This is a genomic window from Micromonospora nigra (genome assembly GCF_900091585.1).
GTDB classification, from domain to species: Bacteria; Actinomycetota; Actinomycetes; order Mycobacteriales; family Micromonosporaceae; genus Micromonospora; species Micromonospora nigra.
The window spans coordinates 867,012-883,728 of the sequence record NZ_FMHT01000003.1 but is presented as its reverse complement, the minus strand read 5'-3'; the positions used below and the strand labels follow the sequence as shown (position 1 = coordinate 883,728).

The following is a 16,717-nucleotide window of genomic DNA, read 5'->3' as shown; positions in this document are numbered from 1 at the left end:
AGGAAATGCGGCACGGTGTTGCGCGTTTCGTCACGGGTTTCCTGGCGCTGCCCGTGGGGCTGTACCTCTTCTACGTGGTGTGGCCCTTCGCGCAGGCGGCGGGATACTCGCTGACCGACTGGGGAGGCTACTCCGACAGGCAGCAGTTCGTCGGGCTGGACAACTACGTCCGGCTGTTCTCCGACGAGCTGATCAGGAAGGCGTTCTGGCACAACGTCTTCTTCCTGATCACCGTGCCGCTGTTCACCATCGCGCTGGCCCTGTTCCTCGCGTTCCTGCTCAACGTGGGCGGACGCGAGGACAGGGCCGGCATCCGGGGCGTCTTCGGCTCCGGCCTGTACAAGGTGATCTTCTTCTTCCCGCAGGTGCTGTCGCTGGTGGTCATCGCGGTGATGTGGCAGCAGGTCTACCGCGCCGACGGCCAGGGCCTGATCAACGGCCTGCTGATGAAGCTCGGCCTGGTCGACGAGAGCGACCCGATCACCTTCATGTACGACCCGGAGCCCTTCCTCGGCGTACCGGCGGTGCTGTGGTGGCTGCTGCTGATCGCGGTGTGGAGTGGCGCGGGCTTCTACATGGTGCTGTTCTCCGCCGCGATGCAGTCGATCCCCAAGGACATCTACGAGGCGGCCCTGCTCGACGGGGCGGGCCGCTTCCACACCTTCTTCCGCATCACCCTGCCGCTGCTGCGGGAGACGGTGTCGGTGGCCTGGGTCTACCTGGGCTTCATCGCACTGGACATGTACGCGCTGGTGTTCGTCATGACGCCCAGTCAGGGCGGACCGAACCACGCCAGCGAGATCTTCGCGTCGGTGCTCAACTTCACCGCGTTCCAGAAGGGCCAGTTCGGCTACGCCTGCGCGATGGGCGTGGCGCTGGCGATCTTCACGATCCTGCTGGCCGCCGCGCAGTTGAGGATCACCCGTCGTGAGCGGATCGAGTTCTGAGGAGACCTGGACGATGAGCACGGTGACCCACAGCCCGGGTGGTACGGCCGGGCCCGGCCAGGCTCCGCCCGGCCACCGTACGCCGGCCGGTCCGCCGGCCGGGCGCGGCGGTGTGATCGGCGCGAAGTTCTTCAACGGCTTCTCGCACCTGTTCCTCGCCGTCTGGGCGATCATGGTGCTCTACCCGCTGGTGTGGGTGGTGATGTCGGCGCTCAAGAGCGACTCGGAGGTCATCCGCGAGCCGCTGTCGCTGATCCCCGACACCCTGCGGTGGGAGAACTTCGGCCGGGCGTGGACCGAGGGCCAGCTCGGGTCGTTCTTCTTCAACACCCTGCTGGTGCTCGTCGGCAGTGTCTTCCTGACCATGCTGCTCGGCTCGATGGCCGCGTACGTGCTGGCCCGCTACCAGTTCCCCGGCAACCGGCTGATCTACTACATGTTCCTGTCCGGCCTGACCCTGCCGATCTACCTGGCGGCGGTGCCGCTGTTCAAGGGCGTCTACAACACCGGGGTGGTTTTCCCGCTGCTCGGCCCGAACAGCCACGTCATGCTGATTCTGGTGTACGTGGCCTGGTCGCTGGCCTTCACGGTGTTCTTCATGCACTCGTTCTTCCGGACGCTGCCCACCGCCATCGCGGAGGCGGGGATGGTCGACGGGGCGTCGCACAGCCGGCTGTTCTTCAGCGTCATGCTGCCGATGGCCAAGCCCGGCCTGATCAGCATCGGCATCTTCAACGTGCTCGGCCAGTGGAACCAGTGGTACCTGCCGACGCTGCTGATGCAGTCCGTCGGAGGGGAGCCGAAGAACCAGGTGATCGCCCAGGGCCTGATCGAGCTGTCGGTCAACCAGGGTTACAAGTCCGACTGGTCGGGTCTGTTCGCCGGCGTCACCATGGCGATGCTGCCGGTGCTCATCGTGTACATCGTCTTCCAGCGCCAGGTGCAGTCCGGTCTCACCGCCGGCGTCAGCAAGTAGCTGGCCGGACGCCGGCACGTTGCCGGTCGCCCGGCTGCTCGACACCACCCGTCAACCGGCTGGACACCTCGACCGAACGCCGTCGCGGCACTGTCGTACAGTGCCCGCATGGTGCCACCGGTCCGGCCCGCCGCGCGCGCCCGGGCGTACCGCGGCACCGCCCTGCGGTGACCTCGCGCCCGTGGTGGGCGGTTCCGCCGCCACGGCGGGTCAGCCACCTGCCGGACCTGGACCCGGAACTGCTGCGGGTGGCGCTCGACCCCCTGCCCGCGGCGGCCCCGGCGGTCGTGCACTACCGGCCCGCCGCCGTGGGCCCGCTCGGCGATTTGGTGGACGCCCTCCTCGACCAGTTGGACGCGGTGGCGCTGGCGATGTTCCCGCGCTGGTTGCCGGGAGGCGAAGGCTTCGACGGCGGCGGGACGCTCGGTGTGGCGGCGGTCCGTGCCCTCGCGGCCCGCACCGCCGCCCGCTCCCGGCACTTCGGTCCGTTCCTGGCCGACCTCGCCGAGCGTGGGCTGCGCGGTCCGCGCCGGCCCGGTGGCCGGTCCCGCTTCGCGGCGGAGGTACGCGCCGCCGGGCTCGCCCGGGTGATCGCGCAGGCGTACGACCGGGAGGGCTGCGTACTCCTGGTCGCCCTGTCGGAGCTGGACCCGGACGCCGAGCGGACGCTCGTGGCCGCGGCCGAGTGGCTGGTCCGGCACGGCGGCTTCACGGTGTGGCTGGTCGGCGCGAACCTGCGCCACGCCGACCGGGTCCGTGCGGTGCCGGTGGTACTGCCGGCGCGTCTCGCGGACCTGGCCGGCCCGGCCGGTCGGATGACTGACACCGGCCCGCCGCCGGAGCCGGCGGTGCCGGCCTGGCCGCCGGAGCCGGCGGTGCTCGCGTGGCCGCCGATCGCGGGCGTGCCGCGCGGCGACAGCGCGGCCGAGCAGGCACTGGAACGCGCGCTCGCGCCCCACGGGTGGGCTCGCGGGAGACGGTGGAACCAGACGTACGAGTGGCACCCGCTCGGTGAGTCGTACCGGCTGGATCTCTTCTGGCCCGCTGAGGGACTTGCGGTGGAGGTGGACGGCCCGGAACATCGGGGACGGATCGCGTTCGCCAACGACCGGCGGCGGGACGTGCAGCTGCAGGTCCTCGGGCTGGACGTGCTCCGCTTCACCAACGAGCAGGTGCTGGCCGACGCGCCGGCGGTGGTCGACGGGATCCGTCGGCTGCTGGCCCGGCGCCGGTCGGGCGGCACTCACCCCCACGGAGATGAGACACCATGACGAGCCCGGCGGACGTCCCGAACCTGACGCCGAACCAGATCAACGCCCTCGTGGTGCTGATGGTCGAGGCACGCCGACTCACCAACAACGAGTTGCGGGAGCTGGCCGGCTTCCCGCTCAACGGTGCCGACAACCGGAAACTCGTCACGCTGGGGCTGGTCGAGACCGACCGGACGACCCGGCCGTTCGCCCACGAGCTGACCGACGAGGGCTGGCGCGTGGTGCGGCAGCTGCACACCGCCGCGCCGCCGAAGTCGGGCGGGTCCGCCAGCCGGTCCCTGTTCACCGTCCTGACCAACCTGCACCGGTCGCTGGACCGGCTTCGCGTCAGCCACGGCGACTTCTTCAAGCAGACCGGTGAGGTCACGGTGTCCGCCGCGCCCGAGCCGGGCGCGGCGGCACCCACGCCGGCGGACGTGGAGGCGCTGGTCCGCGCGGCCTACCGGGACCTGGCCACCGCGCCGGGCGCCTGGGTCGGCCTCGCGGACGTCCGGGACCGCCTCGCCGACCACGACCGCGCGACCGTCGACGCGACCCTGCGGGCCATGGTCGTCCGCGACGACGTCCGCATCATCCCGGTGGCGAACACCAAGTCGCTGACCCCCCGCGACCGGGCCGCGGCCGTCCGCATCGGCAACGAGGACAACCACGCCCTGGCGATCGGCGCCGCGTGATCCCCGACGACCAGCGCGCCGCCCTGGAGGCGGTCAGCCTCAACCCGGCCGTCACCCCGGACGACGTGTGGCGGCCCAGCCGACACAACGTGCCGGAGCTGCACGACAGGGTGGTCGCGGAGATCCTGCGCGGGGTCGCGCGGGCGCGCACCGACGACACCAGCGTGCCGCTCGGCGTGGCGATGCAGGGCCGTGCCGGTGCCGGCAAGACCCATCTTCTCGGCGCGGTGCGCGAACGCATCCAGCACGACGGCGGTTACTTCTTCCTGGTCGAGCTGGTCAGCGGCAAGACGTTCTGGGAGAGCGTTGCGCTGGCCCTGGTCGAGGGCATGGGGCGTGACGCGATCGGCTGGGGCACCCAGCTGCGTACCTTCCTGCGCCGGCTCACCGCCCAGATCGGCCTGCCCGCCGACGTACGCGACGCGGTCGCCGGCATGCGACCGGTCGAGCGCGAGCAGCTCGACGCGTTCGTCCGTGCGCTGCGTACCCGGGACCGGGAGGTCGGGCGGGACTGTCAGGACACCGCCCGGGCGCTGGTCCTGCACGGCACCGTCGACTTCGAGGCGCAGGACGTCGGCTACGCCCACCTGATCTCCGAACCGGGCGATCCGGCCGGGCGGGCGGCGTGGGGGCTGAGCGCCGCGCTCCGTACCCCGCAGCAGATCGTCCAGGACATCTCCCGGCTGATGGCGTTGACGCTGGATCCCACGGTCCTCGCCGTCGACCAGCTCGACACGCTCTTCGCCCAGACCAGCACGTCCCTGCTGGACCAGCACGCCGGGTTGGAGGACGGCCAGGCCAAGGTGATCGGCCCGATCGCCGACGGACTGCTCAAGCTGCGCGACGTCACCCGCCGTACGCTCGTCGTCGTCTCCTGCCTGCCGGACACCTGGGAGCTGCTGGCCCGCAGCGCGCCCACCCCGGTCGGCGACCGGTTCCGCCAGGCCGCGCTCCCGGACCGGATCCCCACCCCGGAGATCGGCCGGGCCATTGTCGCGAAGCGGCTGTCCGCCGCGTTCGCCGGCCCGCGCTTCGTGCCGCCCCACCCCACGTGGCCGATCGACCCGGCCGCGTTCGCCGACGCGCCCACCCTGACGCCGCGGGCCCTGCTGCGCCGGGTGGACCGTCACGTCTCGTGGTGCCGAGACCACGACGAGGTGGTGGAACTCGACCGTCTCGTCGAGAGCACCGGCCCGGCACCGGCACCGACCGTCGTCCCGGCCGGTACGGGCGACCCGGCGGCGGACGAGCGCCAGCTCCACCGGCTGGACGTCCGGTTCGCCGAGCTGGTCGCGGCGGCGGACGTGGCGGCTGCCCTCGCCCCCTCCACCGAGGACGAGCACATGCCGCCACTGCTCGCGGCGGGCCTGGCGGCCTGGATCGCCGAGCAGGCCCCGACCGGCGCCACCTACAAGTACGACCCGCCGCCGGGGCGTAAACCCGCGCTGCACGGGCGGCTGATCGAGGTGCTCGACGAGGCCACCGAGAACGAGGCGCACTGGTGTTTCCGGGCCGTCGCGCACCCCAACGCGGTGGCGGTCACCGCACGGGTCAAGGCCGCCTGCGTCATGGCCGGCCTGGACCGCGAACTGCCACAACGCCGGCTCGTGCTGCTGCGCAACGGCCCGTGGCCGACCGGGATGCGTACGACCGAGGTGTTGACCGCCTTCGACGCGGCCGGCGGCGTCCGATGCCCGGTGGCGGAGGCGGACCTGCGGGTCTTCGCGGCACTGCGGGTGCTGGTGGCCGAGCCGTCCGCCGCCCTGCAGGAGTGGCTGGTGGCCCGGCGTCCGGCCAGTAGCACCGCCCTGTTCCGGTCGGTCCTGCCCGGACCCGACGCGACGGCCGGTGCGGCCGTGCCCGCCCCGCCGAACGGTTACGCCACCCCACCGGTACCCGGCGACGCGGTCGATCTCGTCGTGGGCGCCGACAGCCGGACACACCCCCCGATCGCCGCCGTCGACGACGGGCGGTCGATCGGGCTGGGCCGGACGGTCGAGGGAGGACACCCCTTCCGGGTAGACCTGGAGTCGCTCCGCCGGCACGCGGTCGTGTTCGCCGGCTCCGGCTCGGGCAAGACTGTGCTCATCCGCCGCCTCGTCGAGGAGTGCGCCCGGCAGGGCGTCTCCGCGATCGTGCTCGACCCCAACAACGACCTCGCCCGGCTCGGTGACCCGTGGCCTGACCCGCCGGGCGGCTGGGGGCCCGGCGACGCCGACCGGGCCGAGGACTACCTCGCCCACACCGAGGTCGTCGTGTGGACGCCCCGGGTCACCGCCGGCCGCCCGCTGAGCTTCCAGCCGCTGCCCGACTTCACCGCGCTGCGTGACTGGCCGGACGAGTTCGACCAGGCGATCCGCTCCGCCGTGGAGGCGCTCGCGCCGCGCGCCGGCGTCGACCGGTCGACCCGGCTCGCCCAGCAGGGCAAGGCCGTCCTCACCGAGGCCCTCCAGGCGTACGCGAGAAGCGGCATGGTCGGCCTGCCCGGCTTCACCGAGTTCCTCGCCGACCTGCCGGACGGGGTCAGCCGGCTGGCCCGCGCCGACAGGCTCGCCCACGACCTGGCCGAGACGCTCAAGGCGGCCATGGTCACCGACCCGCTCTTCGGCGGGGTCGGCGCACCGGCCGACCCCGGGCTGCTGCTGACCCCGTCGCCCGGCCGGCGAGCCCGGGTGTCGGTGATCAGCTTCGTCGGTCTCACCTCCGAACAGGAGCGGCAGAGCTTCGTCAACCAGTTGCAGATGGCGCTCTTCGCCTGGATCAAGCGGCACCCCGCCGGTGACCGGCCGCTCGGTGGGCTGTTCGTCATGGACGAGGCGCAGACGCTCGCCCCGTCGACCGGGAACACGGCCTGCACGGCCAGCTCCATCGCGCTCGCCTCGCAGGCCCGCAAGTACGGCCTCGGGCTGGTGTTCGCCACCCAGGCGCCCAAGGGTCTGCACAACCAGATCTCCGGCAACGCGACCACGCAGTTCTTCGGGCTGTTGAATGCGCCCGCGCAGATCGACGCGGCCCGGCAGCTCGCCGAGGCCAAGGGTGGGCGGCTGCCCGACATCGGCCTGCTCAGCAGCGGCGAGTTCTACGCGGCGGGGGAGGGGTTCTCGTTCGTCAAGGTACGCACCCCGCTGTGCCTCACCCACCATCCGAAGGCGCCGCTGACCCCCGAGGAGGTCGCCGTCCGGGCCCGGTCCCAGGAGTCCGGCGCCGGCCGGGGTGATGCAGTGTGAGATGGCGAGGCTCGGTGACGCCGACGGGCGGGGCCGGGGCGTGGTGGCGACCGTGGGGCTGTCCGGTGAGACCGTCAGGTGGGACCGACGCGCCGTCGTGGAGGCCGAGGGCGAGGAACTCGTCGCGGGTCAGGGTCACGGTGACGACCTGACCCGCGACGGTGGTGACCTCGACGCGGTTCTCGAAGCCGACGCGACTGGTCCGGGTGACCCGCCCGGCCACCGCCGCAGGCGCCCCGCCACGGGTGTGGATCTGCAGGTCGTGCGGCCGGACGAGGTCCGCCAGGGACGAGCGTGGTGGAGGTCACTGCGCCTTCCCGGAAGTAGCTATGATCTTGGCGACGATGCCGTTGTTCTCGTCGAAGAACCTGGTGGACAGCGCGGACCAGCTCTCGTCTCGTGCGGTGGTCGGGTCAGGCGGTAGCCCCCTCGGCACCGCGGAGGCTGTTCACCGGATCGGCCCGACGCAGGTCGAGCAGGATGTCTCGCAGGAACAGGTGCGGGATGGCCTGGCTCGACGCCAGCGTGGCACCTTTCGCGGTCCGGCGGACTCGTCACGGCGACCACCGCACCCGGGTTGACCTCGTGGACCGCCCGCCGTCTGGGCGTCCCTTCGGCAGGCGTGTCACAGGGGCCGGGCAGAATCGCGTCCGTGCTGGTGGCGGTGGTGCCCGACGGGCGGGGCGGTGCGGTGCTGCAACCCCTCGATTCCGCCGGCCTGCCGACCGGCCCGACCGAGCAGGTCAGCGACCTGCCCGGAGCCGTCGCGGTCCGGGAGCGGGTCGGCCGGCCGCGCTGGGTCTGGGCCTCCGGCGCCACGCTCTATCCGGCGCTGCTGCGGGCCGGTGTCCGGGTCGAACGCTGCCACGACGTCGAACTGACCGAGGCGCTGCTGCTCGGCCACGCCGGCCGGTGGGGCGAGCCCCGCTCGGTGGCCGCGGCGTGGGCCCGGCTGACCGGCGCACCCGTGCCGGCCGACCCGCCGCCTCGGCCCCCCGCGCCGCCGGGTGACGGCCAGGCCGCGCTCTTCGACGCCCTGCCCGGCCCACCGGGTCCGGGCGTCGAGGCGTTGCGGCGGGTGTACGCCGACCAACTCGCCCGGATCGCGGCCACCGGGCATCCCCGCCGGTTCCGGCTGCTGGTGGCCGCCGAGTCGGCCGGCGCGCTGGTCGCGGCGGAGCTGGGGGCGGCCGGGCTGCCCTGGCGCGCCCACGTCCACGACGAGATCCTCGCCGAACTGCTCGGCGAGGTGTCCCCGGTGGGTGGGCCGCCGCGCCGGCTGGCGGAACTGGCCACGCGGATCGCCGACGCGTTCGGCGTACGACAGGTGCACGCCGACTCCCCGGCGGAGCTGCTGCGGGCGTTCGCCCGGGCCGGGGTGGAGCTGCCCAACACCCGGGCCTGGGCGCTGCGCGAGGTCGACCACCCGGCGGTGCCGCTGGTGCTGGAATACAAGGAGCTCTACCGCATCTGGACGGCGCACGGCCGGGCCTGGCGCGACGCCTGGGTGCGCGACGGCCGCTTCCAGCCGGAGTACGTGCCCGGTGGGGTGGTGTCGGGCCGGTGGGCGACCCGGGGCGGCGGCGCGTTGCAGATCCCGAAGGTGATCCGGCGGGCGGTGGTGGCCGATCCCGGCTGGCGGTTCGTGGTGGCCGACGCCGGGCAGCTGGAGCCCCGGGTGTTGGCGGCGGTGTCGGGGGACGCCCGGCTGGCGGCTGCCGGGGCGACGGGTGACCTCTACGCGGCGTTGGCCCGCGACGCGTTCGCCGGGGACCGGGAGCGGGCCAAGCTGGCCCTGCTCGGGGCGATGTACGGGCAGACCGGCGGCGCGGCGGTGCCGGCGCTGGCGGTGCTGCGGCGCAGCTATCCGACGGCGTTCGGCTTCGTGGAGGCGGCGGCGCGCACCGGCGAGGCCGGCGGGTTGGTGCGGTCCTGGCTGGGGCGTACCTGCCCGCCGGGGGCGGCCGGCCCGGGCGACGGGGAGCGGGAGCCGGTCGATCCGGTCCTGGCCGGCGATCCGCAGTCGCCCCGGGCGCGGGCGGCCCGGTCGCGGGGGCGGTTCACCCGCAACTTCGTCATCCAGGCCACCGCCGCCGAGTGGGCGTCGACGCTGCTGGCGGTGCTGCGGGGGGCGCTCGCCGGCACCGACGCCGAGCTGGTCTTCTTCCAGCACGACGAGGTGGTCGTGCACTGCCCGGCGGAGCAGGCGGGGCGGGTGGCCGAGGCGGTGACCGTGTCGGGTGAGCGCGCCACCGCCCTGCTCTTCGGGGCCACTCCGGTGCGGTTCCCGCTGGACGTGTCCGTCGTCGACTGCTATGCCGACGCGTCCTGAGGGCCGGGCGAGGGTGGCCGTGCGGCTCGTGTGTATACCCCCCGGGGTAAGCGCTACGGTGGAGGCGGAGGTGGATGAGATGAAGTTGCGTCCCGAGATGACCGGTGAGGCACTGACCCGCCTGAAGCGGGCCCGAGGGCAGCTCAACGCGGTCATCGAGATGATGGAGAGCGGGCAGGACTGCCGTGAGGCGCTGACCCAGCTCGCCGCGGTGTCGAAGGCGATCGACCGCGCGGGTTACAAGATCATTGCCTCCGGCATGCGGCACTGCTCCGGTGCCCGTGACCGCGGCGAGCAGCCGGAGATGACCGAAGAGGAACTGGAGAAGTTGTTCCTGGCCCTGGCGTGATCCGCCGGGACTGACTCTGGGCCCGGCGGCGTGCCTGCCGCCGGGACGGGTACTCGCGTTCGCATGTTCGGCCAAGGGTGACGACTGGATCCCATATACCCCCGGAGGTATGCGGGTGATGAAAGGAGCAGACAGATGACGGTGCAGGTGGCGGTCATCGCGACCTCGTCCCTGGGCGACCGCAGCTACCTGGCCACGGACGGCCGGGTGGCGGTGGTGGTGGACCCGCAACGGGACATCGACCGGATCGTGTATCTCGCGGGTGAGAAGGGCGTGCGGATCACCCACGTGGTGGAAACGCACATCCACAACGACTACGTCTCAGGTGGCCTGCAACTGGCCCGGCTGACCGGCGCGCACTACCTGGTCTCCGCCGACGACGAGGTGGACTTCGACCGGATGAGGGTCGCCGACGGCGACGAGGTGGCCGTGTCCGACCTGCTGCGGTTGCGGGTCGTCGGCACCCCGGGGCACACGTTCCACCACCTGTCGTACGTGCTGGACGAGGCCGACGACGGTGGTTGGTCGCCGCTGGGGGTGTTCACCGGCGGGTCGTTGCTGTTCGGCACCACCGGTCGAACCGACCTGCTCGGTCAACAGCACGCCCACGTCCTGGCCCACCACCAGCACGCCTCGGCGCGCAGGCTCGCCGACCTGCTGCCCGACGGTGCACAGGTGTGGCCCACCCACGGTTTCGGCAGCTTCTGCTCGGCCAGCCAGGCCGACGCCCCCGAGTCGACCATCGGGCGGGAGAGGCAGGCCAACTCCGTGCTGCGCCTCGCCGCCGACCAGTTCGTCACCGAGACCCTGGCCGGGCTGGACGCCTACCCGGCGTACTACGCCCACATGGGCGTGGCCAACACCGCCGGCCCCACCCCGGTCGACCTGAGCCCGGTGACCCGGGCCGAGGCCGGGCAGTTGCGGGAGCGGATCGCGGCAGGGGAGTGGGTGGTCGACCTGCGCCACCGCAAGGCGTACGCGGCCTCGCACCTCGCCGGCACCGTCAGCCTGGGCCTCGACGGGCCGATGTCGACCTGGCTCGGCTGGCTCATCGACTGGGGCACCCCGATCACCCTGCTCGCCGAGACGCCGGAGCAGGTCGCCGACGCCCAGCGGGAACTGGTCCGCATCGGCATCGACCGACCCGCCGCCCAGGCCACCGGAGCACCCGAGCAGTGGGCCGCGGACCGGTCCGACCTGCGGGAACTGCCGCTGGCCGACTTCCCGTCCCTCGCCGCCGCGCAGGCCGGGAACACCCCCGGAGGGCTGCCCGCGCCCCAGGTCGTGCTCGACGTGCGGATGACCAACGAATGGCAGGCCGGCCACCTCGACGGTGCGGTGCACATCCCGCTGCCCGACCTGCCCGACCGCCTCGGCGAGGTACCCCCCGGAACGGTGTGGGTGCACTGCGGCTCCGGCTACCGCGCCACCGCCGCCGCCGCACTGCTGGCCAACGCCGGCCGCGACGTCGTCGTCATCGACGACACGTTCGGCCGGGCCGAGTCCGCCGGCGTCCGGATGGCCCCGACCACCTGACGCCCCGGCCGTCCGGCCCCGCCGGGCCGGGGTGCCCGGACGGTGCCCCACCCGGCGAGGCCGCGCAGGTCGGCCCGCCCACCTGAGGAAGCGACACCCGAGGAGAGAAATGACCACCCCGACCACCCCCTCGACGCTCGACGCCGCGACCCTGCGCGAGTTGATCGACTCCGGCCGCGCCCCGCGCCTGCTCGACGTGCGCACGCCCGGGGAGTTCGAGACCTCGCACATCCCCGGCTCCTACAACGTCCCCCTGGACCTGCTCAAGGAGCACCGCGACGAGCTGCGCGGCCACCTCGACGAGGACGTCGTGCTGATCTGCCGCTCCGGGGCCCGCGCCACCCGGGCCGAACAGGTCCTCGCCGGCTCCGGCCTGCCCCGCCTGAAGGTCCTCAAGGGCGGGATCATGGCCTGGCAGGCCGCCCACGCCCCGATCGCCCAGGGCAGGCCCCGGTGGGACCTGGAGCGCCAGGTCCGCCTCGTCGCCGGGGCCGTCGTGCTGGCCAGCATCCTCGGCTCGGTGTTCGTGCCACAGCTGAAGTGGGTCGCCGGGTTCATCGGAGCCGGCCTGACCTTCGCCGCGGTCACCAACACCTGCGCGATGGGCATGCTGCTCGGCAAGCTCCCCTACAACCGGGGTGCCAGCTGCGACCTGGACAGCATCGTCGGTCAGTTGCGCGAGGGCCCGGCACGGTAGGCGCGGACTTCCACCGGACCCACCGAGCGTGATGGAGGCAACCATGGCCGAGTCGATCGTCGTCGTCGGCACCGTACGGGCCCCGATCGCGACCTGTGCCGCCGCGTACCGGGCGGTGCGGGCATGAGCACCACCGACACCTACCCCCAGCAGCGACGGACCGGTGCGGCCCGGTTCGTTCCGCTGCTCGGCTGGCTGCCGGGATACCGCGGCACCGTGTTGCGCCACGACCTCGTCGCCGGCCTGACCGTCGCGGTCATGCTCGTGCCGCAGAGCATGGCCTACGCCGCGCTCGCGGGCATGCCCCCGGTGACCGGGCTCTACGCCTCGATCGTGCCCCTGCTGGTCTACGCCGTCCTCGGCACCTCAGGGTCGCTGGCGGTCGGCCCGGTCGCCATCACCGCCATGATGACCGCCGCCGCGCTGGCACCCGCGGCCAACGGGGACGCCGATCGCTACGCGGCCCTCGCCGGCCTGCTCGCGCTGTTGGTCGGCGCGATCCAACTGGGCATGGGTGCGCTGCGCCTGGGCGCGGTCGTCACCTTCATGTCGCACTCGGTCCTGTCCGGTTTCACCTCCGCCGCGGCCATCGTCATCGCCGCGAGCCAGCTCAAGGACCTGCTCGGTCTCGACGCGGAGCGCGCGGAGAACTTCCCCGGGATCGTCACCTCGGTGTGGCAGGCCGCCAGCACCGTTCAGGGCCTGACGGTCGCCGTCTCCGTCGCGAGCATCACAGCCCTCGTCCTGCTCAAGCGCCACCTGCCGAAGCTGCCCGGGGCGCTGCTGGTGGTGGCCGGGGTGACGGCCGTCAGCGCGGTGTTCGCCCTCGGCGACCGAGGCGTGAGGATCCTGACCGAGGTGCCCGCCGGGCTGCCGGTGCCGGCACTGCCCAGCCTGGCGGCAGCGGACGTCACCGCGCTGCTGCCCGCCGCGATCGCGATCGCGCTGGTGTCCTACATGGAGGGCATCGCCGTGGCGAAGTCGCTGGCGGCGAAGTCACGCCAGCAGGTCCTGGCCAACACCGAACTGGTGGCCGTCGGCGCGGCCAACGCGTCGGCGGGCGTGTTCGGTGCCTTCCCGGTGGCCGGCGGCTTCTCCCGCAGCGCGGTGAACCACTCCGCGGGTGCGCGGACCCCCGTGGCGACCATCGTCACCGCCGTCGTGGTGGCGGTGACGGCGTTCGCCCTCACCCCGGCCTTCTACCACCTGCCCAAGGCGGTGCTCGGCGCGATCGTCGTCGTGGCCGTGCTGGGCCTGGTCGACCGCGCCGGCGCGGTCGCGGCCTGGCGGACCCGTCGGGCCGATGGCCTGACCCTGGCCCTGACCTTCCTGGTGACCCTTCTGTTCGGGGTGGAGCCCGGCCTGGCAGCCGGTGTCGCCGTCAGCATCGGCGTGTTCCTGTGGCGATCCTCGCGCCCGCACACCGCCGAACTGGGGCGGGTGCCCGGCAGCACCACCTACCGCAACGTGGCCCGTTACCAGGGCCTGGAGACCGATGCGCGGATCGCGGTGATCCGGGTCGACGGCCCGCTCCTGTTCGCCAACGCCCAGCAGATCGAGGACTCGCTGCAGGGCCTGGCCGAGCAGCGGGACCAGGTCCACACGGTGATTTTGGACGCCAGCGGGATCGGTGACTGCGACGCCGACGGCGCCCACGCGCTGGCCCAGCTGCGAGCGCGGCTGGCCGACCGGGGCGTCACGCTGCGGCTGGCCACCGTCCGTGGCCCGGTTCGGGACCTGCTCAGCCGGGCCGGGTTGTGGCAGTCACTGCGGGAGGCGAACCTGGTCCATCGCGACGTCGCCGATGCCGTGGCGGCAGCGGCGGCCGGCACCGCCGCGACGGGGCAGCGATCGTCCCGTGCGCTGGCAGACGAGGTGATCTGAGAGTGCCGGACCGTTTCGCCACCATCCTCACCTGTATCGACGGCCGGATCCAGCGGCCCCTCGACGAGTGGACCAGGGCGCATCTCGACGTCGACTACGTCGACACCATCACCGAGCCCGGGCCCGAGTCGGCGGTCGTCAGCGGCGACGGCCTGGCGGCGCTGATGGCGAAGGTGCGGGTCTCGCAGGACGCGCACGGCAGCCGGGTACTGGTTATCGCCGGTCACTCGGACTGCGCCGGCAACCCGGTCAGCGACGACGAACATCGACGCCAGCTTCGGGCGGCCGCCACCCGGCTCGCCGCCCAACTACCGGGCACCCGCATCCTGGCACTGCACGCCGGCACCTGCGGTGCGGGCTGCTGGGCACCCACCCTGGTCGCCGAGGTCGTCGCCGGTGCCACCGCCGCCGACTGACCGTGTCGGGCGGACCCTCGGGTCAGGAGCCCTTCGGGGCTGGTGACCCGGGCCCGCCGGCGGGCGTTTCCCCCCGCCGCGCTGGTCGTGACCGGTGGCCGCCGGAACGGCTTGTACTATTTCTCCGTTTCGCCCCGCTACCCGACACCGGGCCTCCTCGTTTCTCCCGGTGTCCGTACGACGGAGCGGGCCGTGGTTCGCGCCAAGGCTCCACGGTGGAGGGGGCGCAGCTGAACCGGATCGCAGGAATGATCATCGCCGCAGGGGGTGGTCGCCGCATCGGCGGCCCCGAAGCTCTGCTGCACCAGGGTGAGAAGCCCCTGGTGAACCAGATGATCGACACGATGACCGAGGCGGGCTGCGACCGCATCGTGGTCGTGCTCGGCGCGGCAGCCGACCAGGTCCGCGAGACCGCCGACCTGACCCGCGCCACGGTGGTGGTCAACCGGGCCTGGGGGACCGGCGTCGGCTCGTCCATCCGGGCCGGGCTGGCCGCCCTCGACGACGACGGGATCGAAGCCGTCGTGGTGGTCCCCGTCGACATGCCGGGACTGACCGCCGTGGCCGTCCGCCGGGTGGCCGCCCTGCCGTACCCGGACGTGCTGGTCTGCGCCACCTACGACGGCCTGCGCGGCTACCCGATGCTGTTCGGCCGCCGGCACTGGGCCGGCATCGCCACCCTGGCCAGCGCGGACGTCGGTGCCCGCCCCTACCTGCTGGCGCACAAGGACCAGATCGTCGACATCGCCTGCGACGCGGTCGCCGACGGCAGCCGCGTCGACACCCCCGAACTGATGGCCCTCTACGGCCTCACCGTGCCACCGCAGCGCGTGGGCGTCTGACCGGGCCGGTGTCCCTGCCCGGCGGGGCCGGCGCTGGGCCCGGTCGCGATGCGGTACGGTCGGCGCCGCGCGCGTCGACACGGGGAGGTTCGCCGATGGTCGCCACCGTCACCCGGCACCTTGTGGCGGCGGTGGCCGCGCTGTCGGTGTTCCTCGCCGAAGGGTTCCTCAACTACCTGGGCCTGCTGAGCCTGGCGCTGGTCACCGGCGCGGACGCCGGTGGCCCCCTCGCCGGACCCGTCATGGTGCTCATGGCGGTGCTGCTCGGCCTGGTCCTGGTGCCCACGGCGGTGACGCCCGCCGTGGCGATCGCCGAGGCCGTCGCGGCCCGGCTCCGGCCCGCCGCCCGCATCGCGATCGCCAGCGCCGTCGCGTCGGCGCTCGGGGCGATGTACGCGACCGCCGCCGGCATGGTCGGCGGCGCCGTCGGCACCACCCCGGCGCTGCTGGCCCTGGCGCTGCCGCTGCCGGCGGTGGGCTACGCCGTCGTGGTGCACGGGACCCGCGCCGTGGGCCGGCTCCACGCGGACGCACCGGGGCCGGCCGGACAGACCCCCACATCCGCCGCGGGGCGGGTCAGATCTCGATGTTGAAGCGTTGGAGCACCGACGGGGCCACCAGGCCCACCGCCGCGAGCACCGAGACGACGGTCAGTACGCTGCGGACGACCACCACCTCCGTCTTGCCGCCGGCCCGCAGGGCGATCCGGTCGGGCAGGCTGATCGGCGTCCACATGCGCCGTTTGATGGGGATCGGCCACAACAGCGGCACACCGGCCCGAGTGATCATGTCGCCGAGGATGTGCACGAAGCAGCCCACCCCGACAGCCAACCCGATCAACGGGTAGCCCCGGTCGCCGGGCAGGTTGGCGGCGGTGAACCAGGCCGCGCCGGCCGACACGAGCGTGACGATGACCCAGCCGGCCCGTTCCGCCCACTTGTCGAACAGGCCGCGCAGGGCCAGGCCGATCATGAAGAACAGGATGCCGATGACGGCCCACTTGCCGTACGCGGCGCACAGTGCCGTGGTGCCCCAGCCGACCAGGACGGTGAACGGGATGGTGTGGGTCAGGGTGCGATGGCCGTTGCTGCGGCGCGGGTCCCTGCTCAGCTTGGTCGCGTAGTAGACCCCCAGCGACACCTTCTCCACCACCTCGGCGACGAACAGCGAGAACACGCCGAAGGTGCGGGCCACCGTCGCGCCGCCCTGGTTGCGGGTCACCTTGCCCGAGAGATCCAGGTCGGGAAAGAGCGCACCGCCGGCGCAGACGGCGGTGCCGACGGCGAGCGCGAGCGGTGACTGCTCGTAGTCCCAGAAGTGGTCCAGCGCCCAGGACCCGGTCAGCCACACGGCGGCACCGGACAGCGCGTGGGACGGTCCCATCATCGCGGTTCACCCTCCCCAGGGATCTTGAGCGCCAAAACTACGCCACTGTAGTCGGCGCCGTCGCCGGAGGGCACCGCCAGGAGGTCCACACCGGACAGTGCCGGGGAGAGGGCCCGGATCCACCCAGGATCACCAGGCAGTATGGCGCGTCGACCGGCTCGGCGAACCGATCTGTCGGAG

Annotated in this window: 15 protein-coding genes; 13 read left to right on the top strand and 2 right to left on the bottom strand. The window is 73.0% G+C overall.

Annotation, left to right across the window (positions count from 1 at the left end):
- Window positions 1-5: 5 nt before the first annotated feature.
- The 5 genes from GA0070616_RS03310 to GA0070616_RS03290 all read left to right on the top strand — a co-directional run bounded on the left by GA0070616_RS03310 (window position 6) and on the right by GA0070616_RS03290 (window position 7,095).
- Window positions 6-947 (top strand): carbohydrate ABC transporter permease, encoded by a 942-nt coding sequence (locus GA0070616_RS03310; RefSeq protein ID WP_091076000.1) that lies wholly within the window; start codon window positions 6-8, stop codon window positions 945-947.
- A 13-nt stretch (window positions 948-960) separates the two neighbouring features.
- Window positions 961-1,923, top strand: coding sequence for a carbohydrate ABC transporter permease (locus tag GA0070616_RS03305; protein ID WP_091075997.1), 963 nt, complete (start codon window positions 961-963; stop codon window positions 1,921-1,923).
- 167 nt (window positions 1,924-2,090) lie between these two features.
- Window positions 2,091-3,194, top strand: coding sequence for an endonuclease domain-containing protein (locus GA0070616_RS03300; RefSeq protein ID WP_091075993.1), 1,104 nt, complete (start codon window positions 2,091-2,093; stop codon window positions 3,192-3,194).
- On the top strand, window positions 3,191-3,868 hold the full coding sequence (locus tag GA0070616_RS03295) for a hypothetical protein (protein WP_091075990.1): 678 nt from the start codon (window positions 3,191-3,193) through the stop codon (window positions 3,866-3,868). Before GA0070616_RS03300 ends, GA0070616_RS03295 begins: the two co-directional genes overlap by 4 nt.
- A complete protein-coding gene (locus GA0070616_RS03290) occupies window positions 3,865-7,095 on the top strand; it encodes an ATP-binding protein (RefSeq protein WP_217628178.1) in 3,231 nt (1,076 codons plus the stop codon). The genes GA0070616_RS03295 and GA0070616_RS03290 overlap by 4 nt, the downstream gene beginning before the upstream one ends.
- Here the strand turns inward: GA0070616_RS03290 and GA0070616_RS29400 are convergent.
- Complete coding sequence (locus tag GA0070616_RS29400) at window positions 7,001-7,318, bottom strand: TOBE-like domain-containing protein (protein WP_175439974.1); 318 nt, start codon at window positions 7,316-7,318, stop codon at window positions 7,001-7,003. The two genes, GA0070616_RS03290 and GA0070616_RS29400, sit on opposite strands and share 95 nt — an antisense overlap.
- A 429-nt stretch (window positions 7,319-7,747) precedes the next feature.
- Here GA0070616_RS29400 and GA0070616_RS03275 point away from each other — a divergent pair, with 429 nt between their 5' ends.
- The 8 genes from GA0070616_RS03275 to GA0070616_RS03240 all read left to right on the top strand — a co-directional run bounded on the left by GA0070616_RS03275 (window position 7,748) and on the right by GA0070616_RS03240 (window position 15,744).
- A complete protein-coding gene (locus GA0070616_RS03275) occupies window positions 7,748-9,427 on the top strand; it encodes a bifunctional 3'-5' exonuclease/DNA polymerase (RefSeq protein WP_425412921.1) in 1,680 nt (559 codons plus the stop codon).
- Between the two features lie 79 nt (window positions 9,428-9,506).
- Entirely contained in the window at window positions 9,507-9,776 is a 270-nt protein-coding gene (locus GA0070616_RS03270; RefSeq protein WP_091089764.1) for a metal-sensitive transcriptional regulator, read from the top strand.
- A gap of 135 nt (window positions 9,777-9,911) precedes the next feature.
- Complete coding sequence (locus GA0070616_RS03265) at window positions 9,912-11,312, top strand: MBL fold metallo-hydrolase (protein ID WP_091075984.1); 1,401 nt, start codon at window positions 9,912-9,914, stop codon at window positions 11,310-11,312.
- A 109-nt stretch (window positions 11,313-11,421) separates the two neighbouring features.
- Entirely contained in the window at window positions 11,422-12,009 is a 588-nt protein-coding gene (locus GA0070616_RS03260; RefSeq protein ID WP_091075980.1) for a rhodanese-like domain-containing protein, read from the top strand.
- Window positions 12,010-12,132: 123 nt separating this feature from the next.
- On the top strand, window positions 12,133-13,893 hold the full coding sequence (locus tag GA0070616_RS03255) for a SulP family inorganic anion transporter (RefSeq protein WP_091075977.1): 1,761 nt from the start codon (window positions 12,133-12,135) through the stop codon (window positions 13,891-13,893).
- 2 nt (window positions 13,894-13,895) lie between these two features.
- A complete protein-coding gene (locus GA0070616_RS03250; protein ID WP_091075974.1) occupies window positions 13,896-14,309 on the top strand; it encodes a carbonic anhydrase in 414 nt (137 codons plus the stop codon).
- 248 nt (window positions 14,310-14,557) lie between these two features.
- Window positions 14,558-15,151: a nucleotidyltransferase family protein gene (locus GA0070616_RS03245; protein WP_091075970.1), complete on the top strand. Its 594-nt coding sequence runs from the start codon at window positions 14,558-14,560 to the stop codon at window positions 15,149-15,151.
- Window positions 15,152-15,246: 95 nt separating this feature from the next.
- Window positions 15,247-15,744 (top strand): hypothetical protein, encoded by a 498-nt coding sequence (locus tag GA0070616_RS03240; RefSeq protein WP_091075965.1) that lies wholly within the window; start codon window positions 15,247-15,249, stop codon window positions 15,742-15,744.
- On the opposite strand, the gene GA0070616_RS03235 is transcribed toward GA0070616_RS03240, so the two are convergent.
- A complete protein-coding gene (locus GA0070616_RS03235; RefSeq protein WP_091075961.1) occupies window positions 15,728-16,537 on the bottom strand; it encodes a metal-dependent hydrolase in 810 nt (269 codons plus the stop codon). The genes GA0070616_RS03240 and GA0070616_RS03235 overlap by 17 nt on opposite strands.
- Window positions 16,538-16,717 lie beyond the last annotated feature (180 nt).

Bases quoted from the DNA above. Each gene is read 5' to 3' on its own strand.
- GA0070616_RS03310 (WP_091076000.1), top strand. From the start codon at position 6: ATGCGGCACGGTGTTGCGCGTTTCGTCACGGGTTTCCTGGCGCTGCCC.
- GA0070616_RS03305 (WP_091075997.1), top strand. From the start codon at position 961: ATGAGCACGGTGACCCACAGCCCGGGTGGTACGGCCGGGCCCGGCCAG.
- GA0070616_RS03295 (WP_091075990.1), top strand. From the start codon at position 3,191: ATGACGAGCCCGGCGGACGTCCCGAACCTGACGCCGAACCAGATCAAC.
- GA0070616_RS03270 (WP_091089764.1), top strand. From the start codon at position 9,507: ATGAAGTTGCGTCCCGAGATGACCGGTGAGGCACTGACCCGCCTGAAG.
- GA0070616_RS03265 (WP_091075984.1), top strand. From the start codon at position 9,912: ATGACGGTGCAGGTGGCGGTCATCGCGACCTCGTCCCTGGGCGACCGC.
- GA0070616_RS03260 (WP_091075980.1), top strand. From the start codon at position 11,422: ATGACCACCCCGACCACCCCCTCGACGCTCGACGCCGCGACCCTGCGC.
- GA0070616_RS03255 (WP_091075977.1), top strand. From the start codon at position 12,133: ATGAGCACCACCGACACCTACCCCCAGCAGCGACGGACCGGTGCGGCC.
- GA0070616_RS03245 (WP_091075970.1), top strand. From the start codon at position 14,558: ATGATCATCGCCGCAGGGGGTGGTCGCCGCATCGGCGGCCCCGAAGCT.
- GA0070616_RS03240 (WP_091075965.1), top strand. From the start codon at position 15,247: ATGGTCGCCACCGTCACCCGGCACCTTGTGGCGGCGGTGGCCGCGCTG.
- GA0070616_RS03235 (WP_091075961.1), bottom strand. From the start codon at position 16,537: ATGATGGGACCGTCCCACGCGCTGTCCGGTGCCGCCGTGTGGCTGACC.